Origin of the sequence: Phaeobacter sp. BS52 (assembly GCF_045040595.1) — a bacterium.
GTDB classification, from domain to species: Bacteria; Pseudomonadota; Alphaproteobacteria; order Rhodobacterales; family Rhodobacteraceae; genus Phaeobacter; species Phaeobacter piscinae.
Genome location: NZ_CP090662.1, coordinates 654,613 through 678,680 on the forward strand (window position 1 = coordinate 654,613; position 24,068 = coordinate 678,680).

The window sequence follows — 24,068 nt, forward strand, 5'->3', positions numbered from 1 at the left end:
CGCAGCGATTGTCCATATTTAGTGGCTTCAGACCAGCAGATCGTCGCTGATTTGATCCAGCGTCATATTACGCAGGGTGATGCTGTGGTTGCCCTCAAGATCGAAGTAGAGATCGTCACCCACCTCACTGGCGCGGGCCAGCACATCCGCTTTGCTGCCGTGGCCGACGATCCGCAGGGTGTCGATATCATCCTGAAAATCTCGGATCGTGTCATTGCCGCCCTTGCGGGCAAAGATGAACAGATCCGCGCCGCTATTGCCCACCAATCGGTCATTGCCGCCAGCGCCGTTCAGCCGGTCATTGCCGCCACCGCCGACCAGCAGATCCACACCGCTGTTGCCGTTCAGCGCGTCATTGCCGCCGTCGCCGCGCAGCGTGTCGCGCCCGCCGCCGCCCACCAGCCGGTTATTTGCATCATTGCCGGTGATGCGATCGCGTCCGCGGCCGCCGATGGCATTCTCAATGGTGACCCCCTCGGCAATGGTCACATCACTCTCGGCATCAAAACTGGAGAAATGCATCTCGCGCAGGTCCAGCGCCACCGCAGTGGTGCGGTTGCTGGCGTTGAAGGTATCCGTCCCTCCTGTGTCCCAAACCACATCCACGGTATCCGTGCGCGATCCGCGATACGTGGTGTTGCCGGTGTTGAAATCCGCAGCCCCCCAGACGTCCTGCAGGGCCAGCACGTCAAACAGCATCATCGCATCGCTGTCCTGGCCGTTTACCGGATTCTCCCGGTAGGACATCACAGAATAGAGGTTGCTGTCATAGTCTTCGGGTAAGTTTGAGTCATGGGTGTGCTGCAGGCCAAGAGCATGTCCCAGTTCATGCAGGATCAGGCTCTCGCGATTGTCTTGTGACATATCCAATGTGTTATCAAACACCGCATAGCCATCCCAGCGGGTAATATCATCGCCGCGGTAGCTCATGCTGTAGCCACCGATGCCGACGGTGCTGCCCGGTATCGTTACCGAGCCGAGGTTGAGGTCTGGGTCACTGGAGCCTTGGACCTCGACAAAATCGACGTTGAGAAAGGTCTCGATATGGTCGAAAGCCTCAGCGAAGGCGGCTTTCTCGGCGGCGCTGAAGTTTTGCCAGCCGGAGTAGCTCGAACCTGTGGGCAGGTCGCCCGGCGCGGAGGTGCCCGCGAACTGATAGGTGATGGTGAGGCGGGGTGCGTTGTCGGTATTGACCGGGTTGCGGGTGTAGAACCCGTCGAACTGCATGGCCTGAATAATCTGGGAAGGTTGTAACATGGGGGGTGTTCCGTTTCCGTTAGTCGACCCCGGTGATACGAGTTCCCCCGTCAGCACATCAAGAACGCCCGCCGCTTCGGCAGTTTCTGCGCGGTTCTGCGCTGATTTGCAAATTAGCGCATCCTCTACGCAACTGCTTTGCAAATTTGCCATTATTGCCTTTGGCTTCGCGTGTTCAGCGTCTATGGTCGCCTGAAATTCAACAGGGGGCATGGCCATGAAAGATATCCTTTCCGAGCTGGAAGACCGTCGCAACGCAGCGCGACTGGGTGGCGGACAAAAGCGGATCGACGCCCAGCACGGGCGCGGCAAATTGACCGCGCGCGAGCGGATCGAACTGCTGCTGGACGAGGGTAGTTTCGAAGAATTCGATATGTTCGTGGCGCACCGCTGCACCGATTTCGGCATGGAAAACCAGCGCCCCGCGGGCGATGGCGTGGTCACCGGCTGGGGCACCATCAATGGCCGAATGGTCTATGTTTTCAGCCAGGATTTCACCGTGTTCGGCGGCTCCCTGTCGGAGACCCACGCGCAAAAGATCTGCAAGATCATGGATATGGCGGTGCAGAATGGCGCGCCGGTCATCGGCATCAACGATTCCGGTGGCGCGCGCATTCAGGAGGGCGTCGCCTCGCTCGCCGGATATGCCGAAGTGTTCCAGCGCAACATCATGGCGTCCGGCGTGGTGCCGCAGATTTCCGTCATTATGGGCCCCTGCGCTGGCGGCGCGGTCTACTCCCCCGCGATGACCGATTTCATCTTCATGGTGAAAGACACGTCCTACATGTTCGTGACCGGCCCCGACGTGGTGAAGACCGTTACGAACGAGGTCGTCACCGCCGAAGAATTGGGCGGGGCCTCGACCCACACCAAGAAGTCCTCGGTGGCTGATGGGGCGTTCGAAAACGATGTAGAAGCCTTGGCAGAGGTCCGCCGACTGGTCGACTTCCTGCCGCTGAACAATCGCGAAAAACCGCCGGTGCGCCCCTTCTTTGATGAGCCGGGCCGCGTTGAGACCTCGCTCGACACGCTGATTCCAGAGAATCCCAACACGCCCTACGACATGAAGGAGCTGATCCACAAAGTCGCGGACGAGGGGGATTTCTACGAAATACAGGAAGATTTCGCCAAGAACATCATCACCGGTTTCATCCGCCTTGAGGGGCAGACCGTGGGTGTTGTCGCCAACCAGCCGATGGTTCTGGCGGGCTGCCTCGACATCGATTCCAGCCGCAAGGCCGCACGGTTCGTTCGCTTCTGTGATTGTTTCGAGATCCCGATCCTGACGCTGGTGGATGTGCCGGGGTTCCTGCCGGGCACCAGCCAGGAATACGGCGGCGTCATCAAACATGGCGCGAAGCTGCTCTTTGCCTATGGCGAGGCGACGGTGCCCAAAGTGACCGTCATTACCCGCAAGGCTTATGGCGGTGCCTATGACGTGATGGCCTCCAAACATCTGCGTGGCGATTTCAACTACGCCTGGCCGACCGCGGAAATCGCGGTGATGGGCGCCAAAGGGGCGACCGAGATCATTCACCGCGCCGATCTGGCGGATGCAGACAAGATTGCCGAGCATACGAAGGACTACGAAGAGCGCTTTGCCAATCCGTTTGTGGCGGCGGAGCGCGGCTTCATCGATGAGGTGATCATGCCGCAATCCACCCGCAAACGCGTCAGCCGCGCCTTTGCGTCGCTGCGGGGCAAGCAGCTGAAAAACCCGTGGAAGAAACACGACAATATCCCTCTTTGAGCTCCGGACCATTCCGGAATTCCTGAACCCAGACCCTTGCGGCCAAAGGTAAATATCGCCTTGGTTGCGAGGGGAGATGAGGATGCAACCCTGATGTCAACGCCACGATTTGCCGGGATATGCTGCCGCGATGGCGGGGAAAGCCTGTGGGAAATCAGGGGTCTGGAACCAGTCCTCGGCGATCAGGGTGGATTGTTCGCAAAATGCGATCAATTTGAGCGACCACATGCGTTAGCGCCCACATTTGCGTCTTTGTTTGACACCGGAACCGAATCTGCCCCATGATCCGCGCCAGCTCATATCGGACAGCGCGCACCGCGTGTGCAGCGCCTGCAGCCCCGACAGGAGGAGCCCATCGTTTTTGGGGTCGGGGCTGCGGTATTGGGCCTGTCATCACATCTGTTTCCTGCGCCGCTCTGACCGCGTCGGCCCTGTGCCTTGGCACTGCGGGGCGGGCGGATGCCGTAACCTTTGATGTGCCCTCCGGGCAGAGCGTCGACCTCCATGAGGTGCTGCTGGATGAAACCACTGGTGAACTTTGGGTGCGCTTCCGTTTCCTGGCGCCACAGATCGCGCGCGATCTGGCCGCAATCAGCTATGAGCAGGCGGCGCCGGACATGGATCACCTTTGCCAGACACTTGCCCTGACCTATCTGCAGCAGCACCAGCTGGCGCCCGCCCGCGTAGTGATTTCGCTGTCGGACCGCGCGGTGCCTTTTGGTCAGGCGGATGCCGCCGCAACCCAGTTCTTCGAAAGCTACCGCCCCGAGGGTGAGAACTGCATCTGGGAGGCCTTCTGATGATCTCCTGTTTGCCACCGAATGTAACCATCCGCGCTATGGCGACCCCGCGGCGCGATCTGGTCGCGCCCGGCGTCACAAATACGCCGATCAAGGCTGAAAACTGGCGCTTTTTTGCAGCTTTATCCCGCGAACTGCCGCCGTGCTCGGCTTTGGGATGTGAAACCGCGCGCATCTCGGCTATTCTCGCGTCAGATCACATGCGTGTGATCTGTTATTTGAGGATGAGGCAGGCGCTAAGCCGTGGCCAGCGCAGGTTTCAAAGACACAATTGGGAGACAGAAATGTCCAAGAGCATCAAACTCGTTGCCCTCGCGGGCCTGCTTGCAGCCGCCGCAGCCTGTGCACAGCAGGAAGAAGAATACGTCGTTGTCGAGCCCGAGCCGATTTCGGCTGAGCCTGTCTACACCGGCAAATACAAGTAATCACTACAGGGGTCCGGCCCTGCGGCCGGACTCCACCGTCCCGCGGGGTGCCGGATCGGAGGCACCATCATGCTAAAACACCGCGGCTTCCCCGGTCGTCTGCCGGGCACCGATTTTCAGTTCATCATCCGTCGACCCAACCCCAAAGGGGTCACGCCGATCACCCGGCGCGAGCGGTTTCGCGACCGCCGACCGGCGGACCGGCGCGCCGATGCCGGCTTTATGCAGGCGCTATGGGACTGCTTTGGCGATCAGCCCTTTGAACGGGGCAATCTGGATGCCGGTCGTCTCAGCTGGCTGTTTGGCCGTGAGGTCATCGCGGCAGAAGACCCGTTTGATCCCGAAAGCTATGACGCACTGCTGGTCATCGACGTTGATGCCGCCCAGCTGTCCTTTCCCGAAGTCTTCGACGGAAGCGCCCGCTAGGATGTTGGCCGGGATCCTCCATAGCCCTCTTTGCCGTGACCGCCTTTTGGGACGGTTGCGGCGCAGCGGTGGCGACAGGAACCTGGCGAATCTGTTGTTGGCGCCATCTATGGTTCTGGCTGTTCCGCGGGCCGTAAAACGGCCTGCCGGACTGCGGGGCGGTGACACTAACTGGCGGTCAAATGGGCCTTTTTGGGCGGATTTCGGCGTAATTCTGCAGGGGACTTCCCGGTTTGCGCGACTTCTCGCCAAATCCGCGTGGTTTGCAACTCAGGGGATGTTTCTGCGCCGCGCTGGGGGCAATCTGACTGGGACAGGTCAGCCTGTCGTGCATCTGATCCAGCCCCTTCGCCTGGAAGGGCAGGTTTGCCCCCCCAATCGCGGCCTGCCCATTTTTTCCTTGGATGCAAAGGCGGAAGCTTGCCAATTGCCCCCCAGTGTTTGGCAGGCTTCTGCGCATCCCCTTGATGCAGATCGGATATCCTTGCCTCCTGTCCGGGGGGCTGCAAACAGTTGTGCAGAGCTTGGATCACACAACGAAGGATCACCCCCATGCAGGCAAAACTCATTCTCGCGGCCTTTGGCCTCTGCACCACACTTGCCGCCTGTGGCGATACCACGGGCGAACAGGTCGTCTATGGCGCTAAGCTGCCGGCGCGGTCGGCTCGGCGCTTCTCAACGGCAATCTGGTCACAGGTGCCGCTGTTGGTGCCGCCGCCAATGTCATCTACTGCAAGGAAAATCCGCGCAAGTGCTAAGGCCACGTGCCCGCAGACAGGTCTGACGTCTGACCGCTTGCCCCGCGTGGGCATGCGCCAGAACCGCATATCCATCACCGCACAAAGGCTGCGCCCGGAGATCTCTCCGGCGTGGCCTTTTTTGTGCTCCGACGAAGCCAAGACCGTGGCGGGGCATGTCCTCGCGCCTCACGGAAGACACCGAAGACAAGGGACAGCCAATGTTTGAGAAGATCCTGATCGCCAACCGGGGCGAGATCGCCTGCCGCGTCATCAAGACCGCCCACAAGATGGGCATCAAGACCGTCGCCATCTATTCGGACGCCGACAAGCAGTCCCTGCATGTGAAGATGGCGGATGAAGCCGTCCATATCGGCCCGCCGCCCGCCAACCAGTCCTATATTGTCATCGACAAGGTGATGGAGGCGATCCGCGCAACCGGCGCGCAGGCGGTGCATCCGGGCTATGGTTTCCTGTCGGAAAACGCCAAATTCGCCGAGGCGCTGGCCGCTGAAGGCGTCGCCTTTGTCGGCCCGCCGGTCGGCGCGATTGAAAGCATGGGCGACAAGATCACCTCGAAGAAAATCGCGCAGGAGGCTGGTGTTAGCACCGTTCCTGGCTACATGGGGCTGATTGCCGACGCCGATGAGGCGGTGAAGATCTCCAATGAGATCGGCTACCCGGTGATGATCAAGGCCTCCGCTGGCGGCGGTGGCAAGGGGATGCGGATCGCCTGGAGTGACGCCGAGGCCCGCGAAGGTTTCCAGTCCTCCAAGAACGAGGCCGCGAATTCCTTTGGTGATGACCGGATTTTCATCGAGAAATTTGTGACGCAACCGCGCCACATCGAAATTCAGGTGCTCTGCGATGCCCATGGCAATGGCATCTATCTGGGGGAGCGGGAGTGTTCGATCCAGCGCCGCAACCAGAAAGTGGTGGAAGAGGCGCCGTCGCCGTTCCTCGATGAAGACACCCGCCGCGCCATGGGCGAACAGGCCGTGGCGCTGGCGAAGGCTGTGGGATATGCCTCCGCGGGCACCGTGGAATTCATCGTCGATGGCGAGAAGAACTTCTACTTCCTGGAAATGAATACCCGCCTTCAGGTGGAACACCCGGTGACCGAGCTGATCACCGGTGTCGATCTGGTCGAACAGATGATCCGCATCGCCGGGGGGAGCCGCTGTCGATCACCCAGAACGACGTCAAGCTGAACGGCTGGGCCATTGAAAACCGCCTTTATGCTGAAGATCCCTATCGGGGATTCTTGCCCTCCATCGGGCGTCTGACCCGCTATCGTCCGCCGCAGGAGGTTGCCGCAGGCCCGTTGCGTGACAGCGGCAAATGGCAGGGGGATGCCCCGGCCGGTGAGCTTGCTGTGCGCAATGACACTGGCGTTTTTGAGGGCGGCGAAATCTCGATGTACTACGATCCGATGATCGCCAAGCTTTGCACCTGGGGGCCCACCCGCGAGGCGGCGATTGCGGCAATGCGGGATGCGCTCGATGGGTTTGAGGTTGAAGGGATTGGCCACAACCTGCCGTTCCTCAGCGCGGTGATGGATCACCCGATCTTCATCGCGGGCACCATGACCACCGCCTTCATCGAGGAGCAGTATCCTGAGGGCTTCAACGGGGTCGAGCTGCCGGAACAGGATCTGCGCAAGATTGCAGCCGCCTCCGCCGCCATGCACCGGGTTGCCGAAATTCGCCGCACCCGCGTATCGGGCCGGATGGACAACCACGAGCGCAAGGTCGGCAGCGACTGGGTCGTGACCCTGCAGGATGTCGCTTTCAACGTGACTGTTGATGCGGATCGTGACGGCTCCACCGTGCGCTTTGACGATGGCAGCGCGCTGCGCGTCGCCTCCGACTGGACGCCCGGAGACCAGCTGGCTCGGCTCACCGTGGGCGATGACAGTCTGGTGGTCAAAGTTGGCAAAATCTCAGGCGGTTTCCGCATCCGTTCGCGTGGTGCCGATCTGAAGGTCCATGTCCGCACCCCGCGTCAGGCCGAACTGGCCAAGCTGATGCCCGAAAAAATCGCCCCCGATACCTCCAAGCTGCTGCTCTGCCCGATGCCAGGTCTGGTGGTGAAACTGGAGGTCGAAGTCGGCGATGAGGTGCAGGAAGGCCAGGCGCTTTGCACGATTGAGGCGATGAAAATGGAGAATATCCTTCGCGCCGAGAAAAAAGGCGTGGTCAGCGCGATCAACGCCGCCGCTGGTGACAGTCTCGCCGTTGACGAAGTGATCATGGAATTCGAATAACACGACATGATGTCGGTGCAGTCATATTACAAACTGGCGCGTGTCGCCTGTGTGGCGCTGGCCCTTTCGGGGCTGGCGGGCTGCGCTTTGCAAGATGAGGCGGCGGCCCGTGCCGCCGTCGGCGACTGGGTGCAGCTGGGGGAGACGCAATATTACTTCTCCCGCCGCAATTGCGCTGCTGGCGTGTTTGAAGTGAAGGCGACCCGCATTTCATCGCTGCTGACCAAGGCGCGGTCGATCCGCGCGGGGCTGCGTCATCTCGACAACAACCGACCCGTTGCCTTTGAGGTTGAGGGCCTGTCGCCCAATATGGTCTCGGTTCAGGTGATGACGATGGATCAGGGCCGTGGCAATGGTATCTTCGCTGCCGGTATCGTTGGTAAGGACTGCATGTTGGAGGAGGTTAGCCGCGCTTATCTCATCGCACTTCTCGACCCCACATCGGTGCTGATCTACGAACCCCGCGCCCGCTTCATGGCGGTGGTAGATCGCAGCAACCGCCGCCTGTTCTACGCGCAGGGCGGGGGGCGTGATGCGCTGTCGTTCTCCCCTTCGTGCTCAGCATAGAAGTTCCAGCGGCATCCGCAACGGCGGCGCCAACCTGCATCGGACCGTGCCTGATCAGCTGCCGCGCCGCTCCTCCACCTCGCGCAGGCGGGAGGGGAATTTGTCAATCGTCCGGCTCAGCTCACGCACGGTCCAGGGTTGCGGTTTGCGCAGTTTGACGCCGCCATCCTTGCCGATCAGCACCAGCATGAACCCCCGTGGGCGCAGCTTCTTGCGCAGCGCAGATTTCACGCTGGGGTCGGTGTCGGTCAGCACGACGACATCCCGGTCCAGCAAGGCCTCGGCCCCGTCCGTCAACCGCTCCATCTGTTCATGGAAGCGGGGATCAGCAGGGCTGTCGGCGAAAACCACGATGGGCCGGTGCAGCCACATCAGATCGTCCAGTTCAACACTAGCGCCAGGGCGCACCAGCTGCACCAGAGGGTCGGCAGGCGGATCCGCAACCTCCACCAGCGCCTCAGCGTCGCTTGCCCCCGGTGATGTGGTCTCTTCCGTGATGAGCCCGGTATCTTCCGCGGCGGCAGCAGCGGCTTGTTGTGCGACGCCCGCAGATGGGGGCCCCATGGCAAGCAGAGCCACCAGCCCCAGTATCCCAGCCGATCCAATCCGCGGTTCGGCTAGCCCAAAACGGTTTTTTCCAAAGACAAACAAGTGTTTCATCAGCTCTCCTGTAGCGATGAATATATGTCCCATCCCGGCAATTGCGATGGGCAATTCCGCGCTTGGGGCAAAAAAAACGCGCCCCCGCAACAGCCGCGCACGGTGCATTAACCGCATCGTCAGCCTCCCTGTGGCACGCTCTTGGCCTCTGCAAACCCGGCTGTCCGCCCTGCGCGACGCCACCATCGGGACGACATTGGCCATGGATATCATGCTGCATATCGGCGCGCATCGCTGCGCGACGGGGTATTTTCAGGGCTTCCTCGCCCATCACGCGGAGCGGCTGCGGCAGGACGGGCTTGCGATCTGGGGGCCGGAGCAGACCCGCAATGGGCTGTTCCATGGCATCCAACCCGGCCCGGCGCCGGTCACCGGTCGTGATCTGGCAACCCGCGCGCGGGGCCGTCTGCGGCTGCGCATCGCAACAGAGGCCGCCGCCGGCGCCCAACGCCTGCTGATCAGTGACACGGATCTGATGGGCGGCGCCCATGACCTTCTGCAGCAGCGCCAGCTCTATGCCGGGATCGGCGTGCGTCTTGCCCGCTTTGATGCCGCCCTTGACGGGCAGGTGCGCGATGTGATGCTGAACCTGCGCAGCCCGGATCGTTTCTGGACCTCCCTGTTGACCCAGATGGTGGCCAATGGGCACCCGCTGCCCTCGGCTGCGGTGCTGGGACAGATCGCCGCCCATCCGCGCAGCTGGCGCGACGTCATCACCGATATCGCCTGCGCCATGCCCAATGCCCGTATCCGGGTGATGCCTTATGAAACCTATGGCGACCGCCCCGAGGTGCAGCTGGCCCTGCTTGCCGGTCCACGTCTGGCGCGGGTCTCGCTCTCGGATCGGCTCAACCGTTCCGACGGTCTGCCGACCCTGCGCCATCGCCTGGCGCCCAATGTGGCCTGCGATTTGCCGCGCGGGGAGGGCCGCTGGAACCCGTTTCCCGACATTCAATCCGCAGCGCTGCGCGAGCGCTACGCCGACGATCTGATGTGGCTGCAAGGCGGCGCCGATGGTCTGGCAGAGCTGATGCGCGACCCTGACAAACACGCGGTGGGCTCGAACCCGCCGCCCTACGACCTGACAAGAGGAACTTCCGATGACGACCAAAACCGACGATTGGCGGGCTCTGGCTGAAAAGGAACTGCGCGGCCGCCCGCTGGACGCGCTGACCTGGAACACGCTGGAAGGTATTGATGTCAAACCGCTCTATACTGAAGCGGATACCAAAGACCTGCCCCATATGGGCACCATGCCTGGGTTTGGCCCCTTCACCCGCGGGGTGAAGGCCACGATGTACGCAGGCCGCCCCTGGACCATCCGCCAATATGCGGGCTTCTCCACCGCTGAAGAATCCAACGCCTTCTACCGCCGCAACCTCGCTGCCGGTCAGCAGGGCGTCTCAGTCGCCTTCGACCTCGCCACGCACCGTGGTTACGACAGCGATCACCCCCGCGTTGTCGGCGATGTCGGCAAGGCTGGCGTGGCCATCGACAGTGTCGAGGACATGAAAGTCCTGTTTGACGGCATCCCGCTGGATCAGGTCTCGGTCTCCATGACCATGAACGGCGCGGTGATCCCGATCCTGGCCAACTTCATCGTCGCAGGCGAAGAGCAGGGCCATGACAAATCACTGCTGGCGGGCACCATTCAGAACGACATTCTGAAGGAGTTCATGGTCCGCAACACCTATATCTATCCGCCCGAACCCTCGATGCGGATCATCTCGGACATCATCGAATACACCTCGAACGAGATGCCCAAGTTCAACTCCATCTCGATTTCCGGCTATCACATGCAGGAAGCGGGCGCGAACCTGGTGCAGGAGCTGGCCTATACCCTTGCGGACGGGCGCGAATATGTGCGCGCCGCGATGGAGGCGGGCATGGATGTGGATAAATTCGCAGGCCGTCTGTCGTTCTTCTTCGCCATTGGCATGAATTTCTTCATGGAAATCGCCAAATTGCGTGCTGCCCGCACGCTCTGGCATCGCGTGATGACCGATTTTGGCGCGCAGAACGACCGCTCCAAGATGCTGCGCACCCACTGCCAGACTTCGGGGGTCTCCTTGCAGGAACAGGATCCCTACAACAACGTGATCCGCACCGCCTATGAGGCCATGTCGGCGGTTCTGGGTGGCACGCAATCCCTGCACACCAACGCGCTGGACGAGGCCATCGCGCTGCCCACCGATTTCTCTGCCCGCATCGCCCGCAACACCCAGTTGGTCCTGCAAGAGGAAACCGGCGTCACCAATGTGGTCGATCCGCTGGCTTAGCTCCTACTATGTCGAAAGCCTCACCAACGAGCTGGTGGAAAAGGCCTGGGCGCTGATGGAGGAGGTCGAGGAGATGGGCGGCATGACCAAGGCTGTCGCCTCCGGGATGCCGAAACTGCGCATCGAGGAAAGCGCCGCCAAACGTCAGGCGATGATCGACCGCGGCGAAGAGGTGATCGTCGGCGTCAATAAATACCGCAAGGAGAAGGAAGACCCGATCGACATTCTGGATGTCGACAATGTCGCCGTCCGTGAAAGCCAGATCGCCCGTCTCGAAACCCTGCGCGCAGACCGTGACAACGCCGCCTGCGAGGCCGCGCTGGACAATCTGACCCGCGTCGCAAAGGAAGGCGGCAACCTTCTCGCTGCCGCTGTCGAAGCTGCGCGTGCGCGCGCCTCAGTCGGAGAGATCTCCATGGCAATGGAAAAGGAATTCGGCCGCCACAGCGCCGAGGTCAAAACCCTCGCCGGGGTCTATGGTGCCGCGTATGAGGGCGACGAAGGCTTTGCCGCCATTCAGAAATCCATCGAAGACTTTGCCGAGGCAGAGGGCCGTCGCCCGCGTCTTCTGGTGGTCAAGATGGGGCAGGACGGTCACGACCGCGGCGCCAAGGTGATCGCCACCGCCTTTGCCGATATCGGTTTTGACGTGGACGTCGGACCGCTGTTCCAGACCCCGGATGAGGCCGCGCAAGACGCCATCGACAATGACGTGCATGTGGTCGGGATCTCTTCACAGGCGGCGGGTCACAAAACGCTGGCCCCGCAGCTGGTCAAGGCGCTGAAGGAGCAGGGCGCAGAAGATATCATCGTGATCTGCGGCGGGGTCATTCCGCAGCAGGACTACCAGTTCCTCTATGACAATGGTGTCAAGGCCATCTTTGGCCCCGGCACCAACATCCCCGAGGCGGCGCAGGACATTCTGAAACTGATCCGCCAGAGCTGATCTGCCTGATCTGCCTGCCGTTTGAGCAATGACACACCCGTCCCGGACTGCCGGGGCGGGTGTGTTTCTTTCCCGCTTGCACCTGTGCCCCTGCAGGCTAGTCTCCCCGCAGCATGATCCGCAGGAACAAGGGGGAGACGTCATGGAGCTCGATCATCTGGCCGTGGCCGCAGACACGTTGGACGCGGCTGTCGCCCATGTCGAAGACAGCCTTGGCGTGCCGATGCAACCCGGTGGCAGCCATGCGGTCTTTGGCACGCACAACCGGCTCCTTGGCCTTGCCGATGGGCTCTACCTTGAAGCCATTGCCATTGACCCCGCCGCGACACCGCAGCGCAGCCCGCGCTGGTTCGATCTGGATCGCCGTGCGGGGCCTGCGCGGATCACCAACTGGATCTGCCGCTGCGATGATCTGGTGGCGGCGCTGGACAACGCCCCGCAGGGGGCAGGCGAGATCGTTGATCTGCAACGTGGCAATCTGCGCTGGCAAATGGCGGTGCCTGCGGATGGCGTTCTCCCCTTCGACAATATGTTCCCAGCGCTGATGCAGTGGCACTGCCCCCATCCTGCTGCCGCGCTCACCCAGCAGGGCTGCACCCTGCGCCGTCTGCATCTGTCACATCCGGGCAGCATGGCGCTGCCGCTTGATGATCCGCGGGTGGAGATCCACCGCGGCCCGGCCGGTTTCGAGGCAGAATTTGACACCCCCCATGGGCCACGGGTGCTGCGATGAATGTCCGACAGGCGCGCCCGGCAGATGCCAGCGCCATCGCAGCGATCACCAATCAGATCATTCGCGACACGCTGATCACCTTCACCACGGATGAGAAGACGGCGGCAGAGGTCGCGGCTGAGATCACCGCAAAAGGTCCGCATATGCAGGTGGCGGAGGAGGCGGGTGAGATCCTCGGTTACATCAGCCTTGGTACCTTTCGCAGTGGCCCCGGCTATGCCCGCACCTGTGAACACGCGATCTATCTGGCTGAAACCTCCCGTGGTCGCGGGGCGGGGCGGGCGCTGATGGCCGGCATTGAGGCGGTCGCGCGTGCCGACGGCATCCATGTGCTGGTTGCAGGCATCAGCGCAGCCAATCCCGGAGGGCTGGCCTTTCACGCTGCCATGGGCTTTGCCGAGGTGGGGCGGATGCCGGAAGTGGGGTACAAACGGGGCCAGTGGCTGGATCTTGTGCTGATGCAGAAAATTCTCTCCCCCAAAGAGGTTGGCGCCGCTGACAGCCCGGCCAAACCGCGATAGTCTGCCCTTATGTCACTCTGGACCCGCATCACCGAAGCGCTCTCTGCGCTGGCCTCCGGTCAAAGCCTCTCCGAGGTGTTCGACAGTCTGCGCGCGCCGCCGGAACGCAGTGTCGCCTTTGCCATTGCGGTGATCGCGCTTGGCGCCAAAATGGCAAAGGCTGACGGGCAGGTCACCCGTGATGAGGTCACCGCCTTTCGCGAGGTGTTTCAGATCGCCGCCGAGGATGAGGCAGGTGCTGCGCGGGTCTTTGACCTCGCGCGGACGGATATCGCGGGCTATCAGGACTATGCCGCCCGCATTCAGAAGATGTTTGCCAATGACCCCCAGACGCTGTGCGATCTGATGGAGGGGCTGTTTCACATCGCCATGGCGGACGGGTTCTATCATCCCGGCGAAAACGAATTCCTGTCAGAGGTTAGCCGTATCTTCGGCCAGAGCGAACAACAGTTCATGGCCCTGCGCGCGCGGTTCGTGGCCGATGCGCCACGTGATCCCTTCACCGTGCTGGGCGTGTCCCCGGATATGCCGCGCGATGAGATCCGCAAACACTGGCGCAAGCTGGTACGTGAGACCCACCCCGATGCAATGATGGCGCGCGGCGTGCCTGAGGAGGCGGTTCGCCTTGCGGAAAAGCGGATGATCGACATCAACCGTGCCTGGGACGAAATCAACGGATGCGGTGGCCATGCGGCTCGTCACCTATAACGTTGAATGGTTCTCCTCGCTGTTCGGCGATGACGACACGCTGCTGATGGATGGTGGTACATCCGGCCGCCACGGGGTTGATCGGGTGGGCCAGACCCGCGCGCTGGCGCAGGTGTTCAAACACCTTGACGCCGATGGCATCATGGTGATTGAGGCGCCGGATACCAGCACCCGCCGCAAAACCCTGCGTGCACTGGAGTATTTCGCGCAGGAGGCTGGTCTGCGCAGCACCAGGGCGGTGATCGGCTTTGCCAATGACACCCAGCAGGAGATTGCCTTCCTCTACGACCCCGACGTGCTGACGGTGGCCCATACGCCGCGGGACAGCACAGAGGCACCGCGGTTTGACGGCGTGTTCCACATCGATCTGGATGTCGATGCGCATAAAGACGCGGTGCGGTTTTCCAAACCGCCGCTGGAGCTGACCGTGACCACGCAGAGCGGCCGCGAGGTCTCGCTGATTGGCGCCCATCTGAAGTCAAAGGCGCCGCATGGCGCGCGTTCTGATGATCATGCTGTCACCCTGTCGATTGCGAACCGGCGCAAACAGTTGGCACAGGCGATCTGGCTGCGCCGCCGGGTTGAGCAGCTTTTGGCCGAGGGGCGGGATGTCGTGGTGATGGGCGATCTCAACGATGGGCCGGGGCTGGATCAATATGAGCAGCTGTTCAACCGCTCCTCGGTGGAGATCGTGATGGAGAGCGATCTTTACGATCCCAACGCCCAAAGCCTGCTGCAACCCCGGCTGCGGGTGATGCCAAGTTCCGCGCGTTTCTATGACAAGGCAAACAAACGTTATTTCAGTGCTTTGCTCGATTATATCATGGTGTCTTCCCGGCTGCGCCAACCGGCAGGCAATTGGCGGATCTGGCACCCGTTTGAGGATGCCGCCTGTTATGAAGACGTGGCGTTGCGCGAGGCGCTGCTGGCGGCTTCGGATCATTTCCCGGTCAGTCTTGATCTGGAACTGGAGTGACGGTGGTCCGCTGCGCTGCAACACGTCGCGCATGCGGACTGAACCGCGCCTATTCAATCCAGACGTGTTTCACCTATATTGGCAGCAGATGATGCATGTTCAGCGATAAGGGAGCAATCACATGAGGTCTTGGGTCCGAATGACACCGCAGCTGTGTGGCGCTTTGGCGTTGGCTGGGCTGTTGATGCTGCCGCTGGCGCCAGCCGCACAGGCGGACACTGTGCCGACACAGAACGACGAAGGCAGCAGCCTGATGCAGCGCGGGGCAGAGCTGTTCTGGGAAGGGCTGCGTCAGGAAATGGCCCCGGCACTTGATGATTTACAGGCGCTGGCGGATGACTTCGGGCCAAGCCTGCAAGGGTTCCTGTCCGAAATGGGGCCCGCGCTGGCCGAGATCGCGAACAAGGTTGAGGATTGGAGCGTCTATGAACGCCCCGAAATCCTGCCCAATGGCGATATCATCATGCGCCGAAAGCCAGAAACCACCCCGGATGAAACACCGGATGCCACACCCGAAGGGCAGCAGGATGACGGTTTGCCCGAGGGCACAACCGACCTTTAGGGTGCCGAGGTGCCCTTGCGGATCTTCACCCGTACTTCCGCCTCCAGCGAGCGGGCGAGGGAGGTCAGTCGCGCCTCGGCCACCTCGCCGAACAGCGGCTCCGCCTCGCGCGGCAGTTCCAGCAGCAGATGTTTCTTGCGCGGTTGCCAGACCAGCTTGCCGATGTCGCCATCCTTGCTGACCATCAGCATGGCGCCAAACCGCATCGCCTTGCCAAGGATCTCGGCCTCTTTCTTGCCGCGCTCATCCAACAGATCATAGAGGTATTCAAACGCCGTGCCCTGCCGCTTGTTGCGATAGCGGTGCAGCAGCGCGAGACCCAGAAACACCCGTTCGGAATGCTTCAGACCGCCCAGATTGGCGCGGGTGGCATTGTCGAAACAGACCTCGGCGCGGTAGTCGGGGTGGGCGCGCCAGCTGACGTCATGCAGCAGGCAGGCAGCCTTCACCAACCGGGTTTTCGCATGATCGGAGGCTTTGAACAGGGGCGACACAAATTCATAGAGCGTGCGGCCAAAGCCTGGGATGCGGGCGTCCTTCTTCTCGGCAAAGCGGCTGGCCTCGATCAGCGGATCCCGGTTGCGCAGCCGCTGTGGCATCTGCTCATATAACAGCCCCTCGCGGATTCCATAGCTGGAGACGGCAATATCTTTGGGTTTGAAGGTCTTGACCAGCCGTGACAGCACATCGGCGGCATAGGGCACCAGCGACATCCGCGCGGTGGAGATACCACATTCGCTGCGTAACGCTTCAAGATCATGGGTCTCGATATAGCGCAGGGTTTCGCGCACGTCCTGCGCGTTCATGCGGTATTCATGCAGCACCCGCAGCGGGTAGCCCCGCCGCGCCATGTCAATCCGCGCAATCGCCCGCCAACTGCCGCCGACCAGAAACAGCCGGTCGTTCTGCTGGCCCATCTCGGCGCGCAAGCCTTCCATCACCTCGGTGATATGCGCCTTGCGGCCCCGTCTGCCGCCGGGAATGTCGCGCAGTTTCAGCGGGCCAAGCGAGGAGGTCACCCGTTTGCCGACCTCGCCATCATGGATCTCTGCCAGCTCCATGGAGGAGCCGCCGATATCGCAGACCAGACCATAAGATCCGGGCCAGCCCAGAAGGACCCCCTGCGCGGAGAGGCGCGCCTCTTCCTGACCATCGATGACATGGATTTTCAGCCCGGTGTCGCGCAGCACCTCATCGCAGAACTCCTGCCCGTCGCTGGCATCGCGCACCGCAGCAGTGGCCACCACGGAGAGCGGCGGCATGTCCATGCCCTCCGCCAGATGCTGAAACCGGCGCAGCGCCGAGAGCGCACGAGCGCGCCCTTCAGGGTTCAGGCGACCGGTCTCAGACAGGCCAGCCCCCAGCGCACACATGATTTTCTCATTGTAGAAATAGGCCGGGCTGCGGGCAGCACCGTCAAAAATCACCATCCGCACCGAGTTGGAGCCGACGTCGACAACCCCCACCCGCGACAGGGCGCGGGCACCCGGATCGTCAAACAAGGGGCGCTCAAATGGCCCCCAATCGGCGGTGGCAGGCTCCGGTGTCACGTGCATGTTGGCTCCGTTACGTGTCGTCAGGATGGGGGATCGCAGGGCGCGGGTCAATCGCCGGATGCGGCAGGGCGGGCGGCATCTGCGGCATCTGATTTCGGATCGGTCTCTGCGGTGGCGCGCGCCTCTACCGGGATCTCTGCCGGTGTTGGCATTGGCCGGGCAGGGCGATCGGACATCAGCTCCACCGCCAGCATGCGCGACACCATCCGCCCTTCGGTGAGGGAGAGGCGATCCAGCTCCTCCACGATCTGCGAGGCAGCGGCAAACGACCGGTCCATATGGGCCACCAGATAGGGGATCACATCCGGTTTCGGGGTGATCTGGCGGTCATTGAACAGCTTGGCCAATACCACCGACAACAGCGCGTCATCGGGGGGTTGCAGCTGCGCGTGGGGGGCGCCTTCGATCCGGCTTTGCAGATCGGGCAGCGACATGCCCCACAGATGCGGCGCCGCGCGGCCCGTCAGCATCAGCGCGTGGCCATTGGCCAGCACCAGATTGTGCAGGTGGAACAACGCGTCCTGCGCAGGCGCGCTATCGGCGATATCCGGCACATCCTCTACCGCGATTGGCCCATCAGCCAGATGCGGTACATCTTCCTTGGTCAGCTGCCAGGCGGGAATTATCTGGGCGCCTGAATTGCTGGCCCAGACATGCACCAGATGGGTTTTTCCAGAGCGTTTTGGCCCGCTCAGCACCAGCTTGCCGCCGGGCCATGCGAACGAGGGATCCAGCATCGCCACCGCCATCGCATTGGAGGGCGCGACAAAGAAATCATCCCGCCCCAGCGCCGGTTTCGCCGGGAGATCAAAGCTCAGCTGCTGGGCCATGGGTCCGTTCAGTCCGCGTCGTTATGGGCTTTGCCCTGATAGAGTCGGCTGTCCAGATACTGTTCAACAAGGAAACGTGCAATCACCCCGAGTGCGGCCGCCACCGGCACCGCGATCAGCATGCCCACAAAGCCAAACAGTGCGCCAAAGACCGACAGCGCCAGCAGCAACCAGACCGGATGCAGCCCGACCGAGTTGCCCACCAGTTTGGGGGTGAGGAGGTTGCCCTCAATCACCTGACCGATCATGAAAATGCTTAGCCACCATACCAATCGACCACCAGTCGCCCCAGAATTGAAACAGCGCCAGACCAATCGCCAGCGCGCCGCCGATCAGCGCGCCCAGATAGGGGATGAAGGTGACCAGCCCGGCGATGAAGCCAACCGCCAGACCAAAATTCAACCCCACCACCATCAGCGCGACGGCATAATAGGTGCCAAGGATCAGGCAGACCGTGCCCATGCCGCGGATGAACGACGCCAGCACCTTGTCGATGCGGCTGGCCAATGTGCGGATGGTCGGGGCGTGGTCGCGGGGCAGCAGCTCATCAATGCGGGCGACCATGCGGTCCCAGTCCAGCAGCAGATAGACGGCCACCACTGGAACGATCACGAACAGCACCATCACATTGACCAGCGACACTGCGGATCCCACGACGCCTTCCAGAACGCTGATGGCCTTGCTCTGCAGGGTTTGCGCGATGGAGACGATGGTCTGCTGCGCGCGGCTGCCCTCGTCAAACAGGGACGGCGCCTGTTTCTGGGCGAAGTCACGCAGGTTCTGGAACGCCTCCGGCAGAACCCGTGCCAGATCAATCATTTGATAGATCAGTGTCGGCACCACCACCAGCAACATGACCACGAACAACAAGACCGCCGCCACAGTGATGACAGCCGTGGCGGCCGTCCGGCTGAGGCCCAACGCCTCCAGCCGGTCGGCAATCGGATCAATCAGATAGGCAATCGCCGCACCCAGCACAAAGGGCAACAGCACATCGCCCAAGGCCCATAGGATGACCGCAAAGACAACGGCGGCAATGCCCCAATAATTCAACTGCTTCTGTGCCGGAAGTGCCATGTGTTGGTCCCTGCTCTCAGCCCGATCCTGTGGCGTCTGTTTGACAGAAGTCTTCGCTGATGCACAGGCGCGATGCAAGCCCAATGACCGGTTGCGGGGGTCACCGCGATGGGCGGCGGCCTGTGGCCCCGCTCTGCCGCCGCAAAAGCCACAAGGACAAAGCACGATTGCCCAAGGCGCGCCGATGGCTTAGACCGCTTGCGAACCCAGATTGACAAATGAGACCGCCATGCGCCTGTCCCGCTATTTCCTGCCTGTTCTCAAAGAGAACCCTTCCGAGGCCCAGATCGTCAGCCACCGCTATATGCTGCGGGCTAAGCATGATCAAACAATCCGCCGCCGGGATCTATTCCTGGCTGCCCTTGGGCTTCAAGGTGCTGAAAAAAATCGAAGGCATCGTCCATGATGAGCAGATCCGCGCGGGCCATATTCCGATGCAGATGCCGACCATGCAATCCGCCGACCTATGGCGCGAGTCTGGCCGCTACGAGGCCTATGGTCAGGAAATGCTGCGCATGAAGGACCGGCATGACCGCGACATGCTGTTCACCCCTACGGCAGAGGAGCTGATCACGGATATCTTCCGCAGCCATGTAAACAGCTATAAGGATCTGCCGCTGACCATGTATCAGATCCAGTGGAAATTCCGCGATGAGATCCGCCCGCGGTTCGGCGTGATGCGGGGGCGCGAATTCTACATGAAGGATGGTTATAACTTCGACCTGACGAAGGAAGACGCGCTGCACGCCTATAACCGCCATCTGGTCAGCTACCTGCGCACCTATGAGCGCATGGGTCTGCAGGCGATTCCGATGCGCGCCGACGGCGGGCCGATTGGCGGCGACTATACCCATGAATTCCTGGTGCTGGCCGATACCGGCGAGTCGGAAGTGTTCTATGACAGCGCGGTCACCGATCTGACCTTTGGCGACCGTGAGATTGATTACGACAGTGTCGAGCAATGCCAGGGCGTGCTGGAGGAGTTCACCTCCAAATATGCCCGCACCGACGAGACCCACGACGCGGCCCTGTTTGACGAGATCCCCGAGGAACGCCGCCGCGTCGCGCGCGGTATCGAGGTTGGTCAGATCTTCTATTTCGGCACCAAATACTCCGAAGCGATGGGCGCCAATGTTCAGGGCCCCGATGGCAAGCAGTCGCCGGTCCACATGGGGTCGCATGGCATCGGTGTGTCCCGCCTGCTGGGTGCGATCATCGAGGCGAGCCATGACGACAAGGGCATCATCTGGCCCGAGGGCGTGACCCCGTTCCACTGCGGGATCGTCAACCTCAAGCAGGGCGACGATGAGGCGGATGCTGCTTGCGAGGCGCTCTATCAGGCGCTGACAGCGGCCGGGCTGGAGCCGCTTTATGATGACCGCAAGGAACGGGCGGGCGGCAAGTTTGCCACCATGGACCTGATCGGTCTGCCTTGGCGCATCACCGTGGGCCCGCGTGGGCTGAAAAACGGTGTGGTCGAACTCACTTCCCGCCGCAGCGGCGAAAGCGAGGAACTGTCGCCTGAGGCGGCGGTGCAGAAGATCATCGAGATCTACGCCAAACACCCCTCCAGCCGCGGTTTCTGAACCCATTCGGCAGTTTGAAACAGACAGCCCCGCCAGCCCCCGCTGGCGGGGTTTTCCTTTGTCATGCGGGGCGATGACAGCCGTCAGGTCAGTTGCTAGTCTGGTCAACAACCACGGCAGGGAGGGCAGGGATGGCCAATTTCAGCGGTATCGCAGCGGACAGCGGGCTGAGCCATGTTCTGTCGACTTTCCCGGCGCATTCCGAACAGCTGCTGCAGCTTCTTGACAGTATTATGTGCGACACAGGCGCACTGTCGCGGGGCGAACGCGAGGCCATAGCGGCCTATGTTTCCAGCCTCAATGGCGTCGCCTATTGCGTCCATTTTCACAGCCTGTTCTCTGAGGTTTTCTGCGGTCCGGTTGCAATGACACAGGCGCGTATCCGACCCCTTTTGGACTACGCTGATGCGTTGCACGGGGCGGCGGGAGCGGGCATCGCGCAGGCCTTTGAGCTGGCCATTGCCGCAGGCTGGAGCGAGGCGGCACTATACGAGGTGGTGGAGGTCTGCGGGATCTTCGGCTTTATCAACACCATCGTCGCAGCAGCCGGGCTTGATGAACCGCAAAAGGCACCAGAGCCACGCCCCACGGCAGAGGGACTGGAAAACTCCTATGCCGCAATGGCAGAGGCCCTGCGCGGCCCATAAGCCCTTCCGGTGGGGATGTCAGCCGTGTCTCAGCGGGTAGTCATGGCCGGAGATCCGGTGGAACAGCGTTGCAATCGCCACCAGCGCCACGGCGCCAATCAGCACCGGGAACAGCAGGAAAGAAATGCCGGGGTCGGTGGCAAAGACCACCAGCGGATCGGCGCCTGCGGGCGGATGGGTCAGCCGCAGCGCCGCCATCAGGGCGATTGACAGCCCCACAGCGAGGGCCAGCGCCCACCAGGCGTCCGGCAGCAACGCGTTCAGCGCCAGTGCCACGGCAGTTGCCAGCAGATGGCCGCCGACCACATGCGCAGGCTGCGACAGCGGGCTGGCGGGCACCGAGAACAACAGCACGCAGCTGGCGCCAAAGGGGGCGATCAGCAGCAGGAGGTTGGCATGGGTTGTCAGCAGCGACAGCGCCGCAATCGCCAGAAAGGCACCAAGCCCGGCCATGACCACCGCGCGCAGCGACGGATGTGGCAGGGCGCGTTTGAAATATCGGTCCATCGTCATCCCCATTGTGACCTCGCAGGAGGTTCGGCAAACCGATATCACCGGGGAAGGGCAATGCAACGGGCAATTGCACCAGGTCACGATTCGGTGACGCCATATGCAGGCCCGCGCCCAAGAGTTTTGCAGCCAGCGATGTGCGCTGAGTGATGGAACGAGCGGATTATCGGGCAGATCCGCCACCACACCTTGACCCCGGACCTTCCACAGCACAGGTTGCAGACAAATTTTCCGGGCAGGACCACCATGGCCACACCACTCCCTTTTTCCCGTTTCGAATGGCTGATCGCCTGGCGTTATCTGCGGGCGCGTCGCGCCGAAGGGGGCGTCAGCGTGATGACCTGGATCAGCCTCATCGGCATTGCATTGGCGGTGTTTGCACTGATCGCGACCCTTGCGGTGCGCACCGGGTTCCGATCGGAATTTGTCGGCACCATTCTGGGGGCCAATGCACATGTGACGCTGTATTCCCACGGCACGGTCACCGATCAGGGTCGGATTGACCGCAAGCTGACAGAGTATGACGCGCTGGCCGAGGCCACCGCAGCGGTGCCCGGTGTGATCCGTGCAGCGCCGTTGGTGAAGGGGCAGGTGATGGCGAGCCTCAGGCAGCGCAGCGCCGGGGTTGAGGTCTTTGGCATCTCCGCCGCCAATATCGCCACGCTGCCGGGTGTTGCCCAGAGCGAGGCCGCAATTGGTGATCTGTCGCGGTTTGACGAGGGCGTTGCGCTGGGCTCCGGCGTGGCCCGTGAGTTGGGTGTGCAGGTGGGCGACCGGATCAAGCTGATCTCCCCCGATGGGGTCAAGACTGCTTTTGGCACCAGCCCGCGCGTGAACGCCTATGAGGTGGTCTATATCTTCACCGCCGGGCGCTATGACATCGACCGGACCCGGCTTTATATGCCCTTTGCCGAGGCGCAGAGCTATTTCAATCGCGAAGGCTTCGCCGATGAGATTGAGGTGATGGTGGAGGATCCCGAAACCGTGGACCGCATGGTGTTGCCGCTGGTGCAGGCGGGGGATGCGGTGGCGTCCAATATCGGGGTCTGGACCTGGCGCGATGCCTCCGGCGGCTTCCTGCGCGCATTGGAGGTGGAGGACAATGTGATGTTCATCATCCTGTCGATCCTGGTGCTGATTGCCACGATGAATATCGTCTCTGGCTTGATCATGCTGGTGAAGAACAAGGGCCGCGACATTGGCATTCTGCGCACCATTGGCCTCAGCGAAGGCTCGGTGATGCGGGTGTTTTTCCTCTGCGGGGCCTGTACGGGTGTTGTGGGCACCCTGTTGGGCGTGATCCTTGGCTGTCTCTTTGCGATCTATATTGATCCGATTTTTTCCTTTGTGAACTTTGTGATGGGGGGCGGGGTCTGGGGCCGGCGATCCGGGGCATCTATGCGCTGCTTAAGCGGAGCTGCGGCTGGCGGATGTGCTGTCGGCGGTGGCGTTGTCGCTGACGCTGTCCTTTGTCATCACCATTTTCCCGGCACGGCGTGCGGCGCGCATGAACCCGGTGGAGGCGCTGCGCTATGAATAATCCCGAAACGCAAACCGCTGGCGCACAATCGGCCGTGTTGCAGCTGAGTCAGGTCGGAAAATCCTACAATCACGGTCTGCCAACGCAGGTGGATGTGCTGAGCGGCATTGATCTGACGGTGAAGCCGGGGGAGATCGTGGCGCTGGTGGCGCCCTCTGGTGCGGGGAAATCGACGCTGCTGCACACGGCTGGTCTGCTGGACACGCCTGACCGCGGCACCGTGCGGATTGGTGGTCAGGATCTGACCGGCAAATCCGAGCGACGGCGCACGGCGGTGCGGCGGCAGGATGTAGGTTTTGTCTATCAGTTCCATCATCTTCTGGCGGAATTCACCGCGCTGGAAAACATCGTCCTGCCGCAGCTGGCCAATGGTATCAGCCAGACCAAGGCGGAGGCCCGCGCGCAGGATCTGCTGGCGCGGGTTGGTCTGCAGGACCGCGCCGGGCATCGCCCTGCGGCCATGTCGGGCGGCGAGCAGCAGCGGGTGGCGTTTTGCCGGGCGCTGGCCAATGGGCCGCGTCTTCTGTTGGCGGATGAGCCCACGGGCAATCTGGATCCCGGCACGGCGGATCAGGTCTTTGCCGCGCTGATGGAGCTGGTGGCGGCCACGGGCATGGCGGCGGTGATTGCCACCCATAACCTTGAGCTGGCGCAGCGGATGGACCGGGTGGTGCGGCTTGAGGGCGGCCAGCTGCACGCCGGGATGTGA

At 62.0% G+C, this 24,068-nt stretch carries 18 protein-coding genes and 6 pseudogenes; 18 read left to right on the top strand and 6 right to left on the bottom strand.

Annotation, left to right across the window (positions count from 1 at the left end; translation table 11 throughout):
* Nucleotides 1-27: 27 nt before the first annotated feature.
* Nucleotides 28-1,257: a M10 family metallopeptidase gene (locus L0Z65_RS03165; RefSeq protein ID WP_405110694.1), complete on the bottom strand. Its 1,230-nt coding sequence runs from the start codon at nucleotides 1,255-1,257 to the stop codon at nucleotides 28-30.
* A gap of 217 nt (nucleotides 1,258-1,474) precedes the next feature.
* Between L0Z65_RS03165 and L0Z65_RS03170 the strand changes: the two genes are divergently transcribed.
* The 7 genes and pseudogenes from L0Z65_RS03170 (at nucleotide 1,475) to L0Z65_RS03200 (ending at nucleotide 8,228) form a co-directional block, all read left to right on the top strand.
* On the top strand, nucleotides 1,475-3,007 hold the full coding sequence (locus L0Z65_RS03170; RefSeq protein ID WP_040170441.1) for an acyl-CoA carboxylase subunit beta: 1,533 nt from the start codon (nucleotides 1,475-1,477) through the stop codon (nucleotides 3,005-3,007).
* A 431-nt stretch (nucleotides 3,008-3,438) separates the two neighbouring features.
* Nucleotides 3,439-3,807, top strand: a complete 369-nt coding sequence (locus L0Z65_RS03175; protein WP_405112441.1) for a DUF6497 family protein — start codon at nucleotides 3,439-3,441, stop codon at nucleotides 3,805-3,807.
* Nucleotides 3,807-4,232: a hypothetical protein gene (locus tag L0Z65_RS03180; protein WP_405112618.1), complete on the top strand. Its 426-nt coding sequence runs from the start codon at nucleotides 3,807-3,809 to the stop codon at nucleotides 4,230-4,232. The genes L0Z65_RS03175 and L0Z65_RS03180 overlap by 1 nt, the downstream gene beginning before the upstream one ends.
* A gap of 69 nt (nucleotides 4,233-4,301) precedes the next feature.
* Nucleotides 4,302-4,658 (top strand): hypothetical protein, encoded by a 357-nt coding sequence (locus tag L0Z65_RS03185; protein ID WP_405110697.1) that lies wholly within the window; start codon nucleotides 4,302-4,304, stop codon nucleotides 4,656-4,658.
* Nucleotides 4,659-5,210: 552 nt separating this feature from the next.
* Nucleotides 5,211-5,416, top strand: a pseudogene (locus L0Z65_RS03190) (hypothetical protein).
* Between the two features lie 200 nt (nucleotides 5,417-5,616).
* Nucleotides 5,617-7,661, top strand: a pseudogene (locus L0Z65_RS03195) (acetyl-CoA carboxylase biotin carboxylase subunit).
* Between the two features lie 9 nt (nucleotides 7,662-7,670).
* Nucleotides 7,671-8,228: a hypothetical protein gene (locus tag L0Z65_RS03200; protein ID WP_405110700.1), complete on the top strand. Its 558-nt coding sequence runs from the start codon at nucleotides 7,671-7,673 to the stop codon at nucleotides 8,226-8,228.
* Between the two features lie 54 nt (nucleotides 8,229-8,282).
* Here the strand turns inward: L0Z65_RS03200 and L0Z65_RS03205 are convergent, their stop codons facing one another.
* Nucleotides 8,283-8,888, bottom strand: coding sequence for a DUF4174 domain-containing protein (locus L0Z65_RS03205; protein WP_405110703.1), 606 nt, complete (start codon nucleotides 8,886-8,888; stop codon nucleotides 8,283-8,285).
* 130 nt (nucleotides 8,889-9,018) lie between these two features.
* Here L0Z65_RS03205 and L0Z65_RS03210 point away from each other — a divergent pair, with 130 nt between their 5' ends.
* The 7 genes and pseudogenes from L0Z65_RS03210 (at nucleotide 9,019) to L0Z65_RS03240 (ending at nucleotide 15,613) form a co-directional block, all read left to right on the top strand.
* A complete protein-coding gene (locus tag L0Z65_RS03210; RefSeq protein WP_405110706.1) occupies nucleotides 9,019-10,026 on the top strand; it encodes a hypothetical protein in 1,008 nt (335 codons plus the stop codon).
* Nucleotides 9,989-12,113, top strand: a pseudogene (gene scpA, locus L0Z65_RS03215) (methylmalonyl-CoA mutase). Before L0Z65_RS03210 ends, scpA begins: the two are co-directional and overlap by 38 nt.
* A 142-nt stretch (nucleotides 12,114-12,255) precedes the next feature.
* On the top strand, nucleotides 12,256-12,846 hold the full coding sequence (locus tag L0Z65_RS03220) for a VOC family protein (protein ID WP_405110708.1): 591 nt from the start codon (nucleotides 12,256-12,258) through the stop codon (nucleotides 12,844-12,846).
* A complete protein-coding gene (locus tag L0Z65_RS03225) occupies nucleotides 12,843-13,367 on the top strand; it encodes a GNAT family N-acetyltransferase (protein WP_405110711.1) in 525 nt (174 codons plus the stop codon). The genes L0Z65_RS03220 and L0Z65_RS03225 overlap by 4 nt, the downstream gene beginning before the upstream one ends.
* A gap of 9 nt (nucleotides 13,368-13,376) precedes the next feature.
* The gene (locus L0Z65_RS03230) at nucleotides 13,377-14,075 is read left to right on the top strand and encodes a TerB family tellurite resistance protein (RefSeq protein WP_405110714.1); all 699 of its coding nucleotides are present in this window, start codon (nucleotides 13,377-13,379) and stop codon (nucleotides 14,073-14,075) included.
* Nucleotides 14,056-15,051, top strand: coding sequence for an endonuclease/exonuclease/phosphatase family protein (locus L0Z65_RS03235; RefSeq protein ID WP_405110717.1), 996 nt, complete (start codon nucleotides 14,056-14,058; stop codon nucleotides 15,049-15,051). The genes L0Z65_RS03230 and L0Z65_RS03235 overlap by 20 nt, the downstream gene beginning before the upstream one ends.
* Nucleotides 15,052-15,172: 121 nt before the next feature.
* Complete coding sequence (locus tag L0Z65_RS03240; RefSeq protein ID WP_405110719.1) at nucleotides 15,173-15,613, top strand: hypothetical protein; 441 nt, start codon at nucleotides 15,173-15,175, stop codon at nucleotides 15,611-15,613.
* Here the strand turns inward: L0Z65_RS03240 and L0Z65_RS03245 are convergent.
* The 3 genes and pseudogenes from L0Z65_RS03245 to L0Z65_RS03255 all read right to left on the bottom strand — a co-directional run bounded on the left by L0Z65_RS03245 (nucleotide 15,610) and on the right by L0Z65_RS03255 (nucleotide 19,076).
* A complete protein-coding gene (locus L0Z65_RS03245; protein WP_405110722.1) occupies nucleotides 15,610-17,169 on the bottom strand; it encodes a Ppx/GppA family phosphatase in 1,560 nt (519 codons plus the stop codon). The two genes, L0Z65_RS03240 and L0Z65_RS03245, sit on opposite strands and share 4 nt — an antisense overlap.
* 47 nt (nucleotides 17,170-17,216) lie before the next feature.
* Complete coding sequence (locus L0Z65_RS03250) at nucleotides 17,217-17,999, bottom strand: chromosomal replication initiator DnaA (RefSeq protein WP_405110725.1); 783 nt, start codon at nucleotides 17,997-17,999, stop codon at nucleotides 17,217-17,219.
* Nucleotides 18,000-18,007: 8 nt separating this feature from the next.
* A pseudogene (locus L0Z65_RS03255) lies at nucleotides 18,008-19,076 on the bottom strand (AI-2E family transporter).
* Nucleotides 19,077-19,305: 229 nt separating this feature from the next.
* Here L0Z65_RS03255 and proS point away from each other — a divergent pair.
* A pseudogene (gene proS / locus L0Z65_RS03260) lies at nucleotides 19,306-20,662 on the top strand (proline--tRNA ligase).
* A gap of 131 nt (nucleotides 20,663-20,793) precedes the next feature.
* Nucleotides 20,794-21,309 carry a hypothetical protein gene (locus L0Z65_RS03265; RefSeq protein WP_096871714.1) on the top strand — a complete coding sequence of 172 codons (516 nt, stop codon included), beginning with the start codon at nucleotides 20,794-20,796 and terminating at the stop codon, nucleotides 21,307-21,309.
* An 18-nt stretch (nucleotides 21,310-21,327) separates the two neighbouring features.
* On the opposite strand, the gene L0Z65_RS03270 is transcribed toward L0Z65_RS03265, so the two are convergent.
* On the bottom strand, nucleotides 21,328-21,816 hold the full coding sequence (locus L0Z65_RS03270; protein WP_096873157.1) for an HPP family protein: 489 nt from the start codon (nucleotides 21,814-21,816) through the stop codon (nucleotides 21,328-21,330).
* Nucleotides 21,817-22,065: 249 nt separating this feature from the next.
* Between L0Z65_RS03270 and L0Z65_RS03275 the strand changes: the two are divergent.
* Nucleotides 22,066-23,359 (top strand): annotated as a pseudogene (locus L0Z65_RS03275) (lipoprotein-releasing ABC transporter permease subunit).
* Nucleotides 23,352-24,068 (top strand): ABC transporter ATP-binding protein, encoded by a 717-nt coding sequence (locus L0Z65_RS03280; protein WP_405110728.1) that lies wholly within the window; start codon nucleotides 23,352-23,354, stop codon nucleotides 24,066-24,068. The pseudogene L0Z65_RS03275 and the gene L0Z65_RS03280 overlap by 8 nt, the downstream one beginning before the upstream one ends.

Coding starts and splice junctions, on each gene's coding strand:
- L0Z65_RS03200 (WP_405110700.1), top strand. CDS start 7,671: ATGTCGGTGCAGTCATATTACAAACTGGCGCGTGTCGCCTGTGTGGCG.
- L0Z65_RS03265 (WP_096871714.1), top strand. CDS start 20,794: ATGGCCAATTTCAGCGGTATCGCAGCGGACAGCGGGCTGAGCCATGTT.
- L0Z65_RS03180 (WP_405112618.1), top strand. CDS start 3,807: ATGATCTCCTGTTTGCCACCGAATGTAACCATCCGCGCTATGGCGACC.
- L0Z65_RS03205 (WP_405110703.1), bottom strand. CDS start 8,888: ATGAAACACTTGTTTGTCTTTGGAAAAAACCGTTTTGGGCTAGCCGAA.
- L0Z65_RS03220 (WP_405110708.1), top strand. CDS start 12,256: ATGGAGCTCGATCATCTGGCCGTGGCCGCAGACACGTTGGACGCGGCT.
- L0Z65_RS03225 (WP_405110711.1), top strand. CDS start 12,843: ATGAATGTCCGACAGGCGCGCCCGGCAGATGCCAGCGCCATCGCAGCG.
- L0Z65_RS03230 (WP_405110714.1), top strand. CDS start 13,377: ATGTCACTCTGGACCCGCATCACCGAAGCGCTCTCTGCGCTGGCCTCC.
- L0Z65_RS03170 (WP_040170441.1), top strand. CDS start 1,475: ATGAAAGATATCCTTTCCGAGCTGGAAGACCGTCGCAACGCAGCGCGA.
- L0Z65_RS03250 (WP_405110725.1), bottom strand. CDS start 17,999: ATGGCCCAGCAGCTGAGCTTTGATCTCCCGGCGAAACCGGCGCTGGGG.
- L0Z65_RS03240 (WP_405110719.1), top strand. CDS start 15,173: ATGAGGTCTTGGGTCCGAATGACACCGCAGCTGTGTGGCGCTTTGGCG.
- L0Z65_RS03270 (WP_096873157.1), bottom strand. CDS start 21,816: ATGGACCGATATTTCAAACGCGCCCTGCCACATCCGTCGCTGCGCGCG.
- L0Z65_RS03185 (WP_405110697.1), top strand. CDS start 4,302: ATGCTAAAACACCGCGGCTTCCCCGGTCGTCTGCCGGGCACCGATTTT.
- L0Z65_RS03235 (WP_405110717.1), top strand. CDS start 14,056: ATGCGGCTCGTCACCTATAACGTTGAATGGTTCTCCTCGCTGTTCGGC.
- L0Z65_RS03245 (WP_405110722.1), bottom strand. CDS start 17,169: ATGCACGTGACACCGGAGCCTGCCACCGCCGATTGGGGGCCATTTGAG.
- L0Z65_RS03280 (WP_405110728.1), top strand. CDS start 23,352: ATGAATAATCCCGAAACGCAAACCGCTGGCGCACAATCGGCCGTGTTG.
- L0Z65_RS03165 (WP_405110694.1), bottom strand. CDS start 1,257: ATGTTACAACCTTCCCAGATTATTCAGGCCATGCAGTTCGACGGGTTC.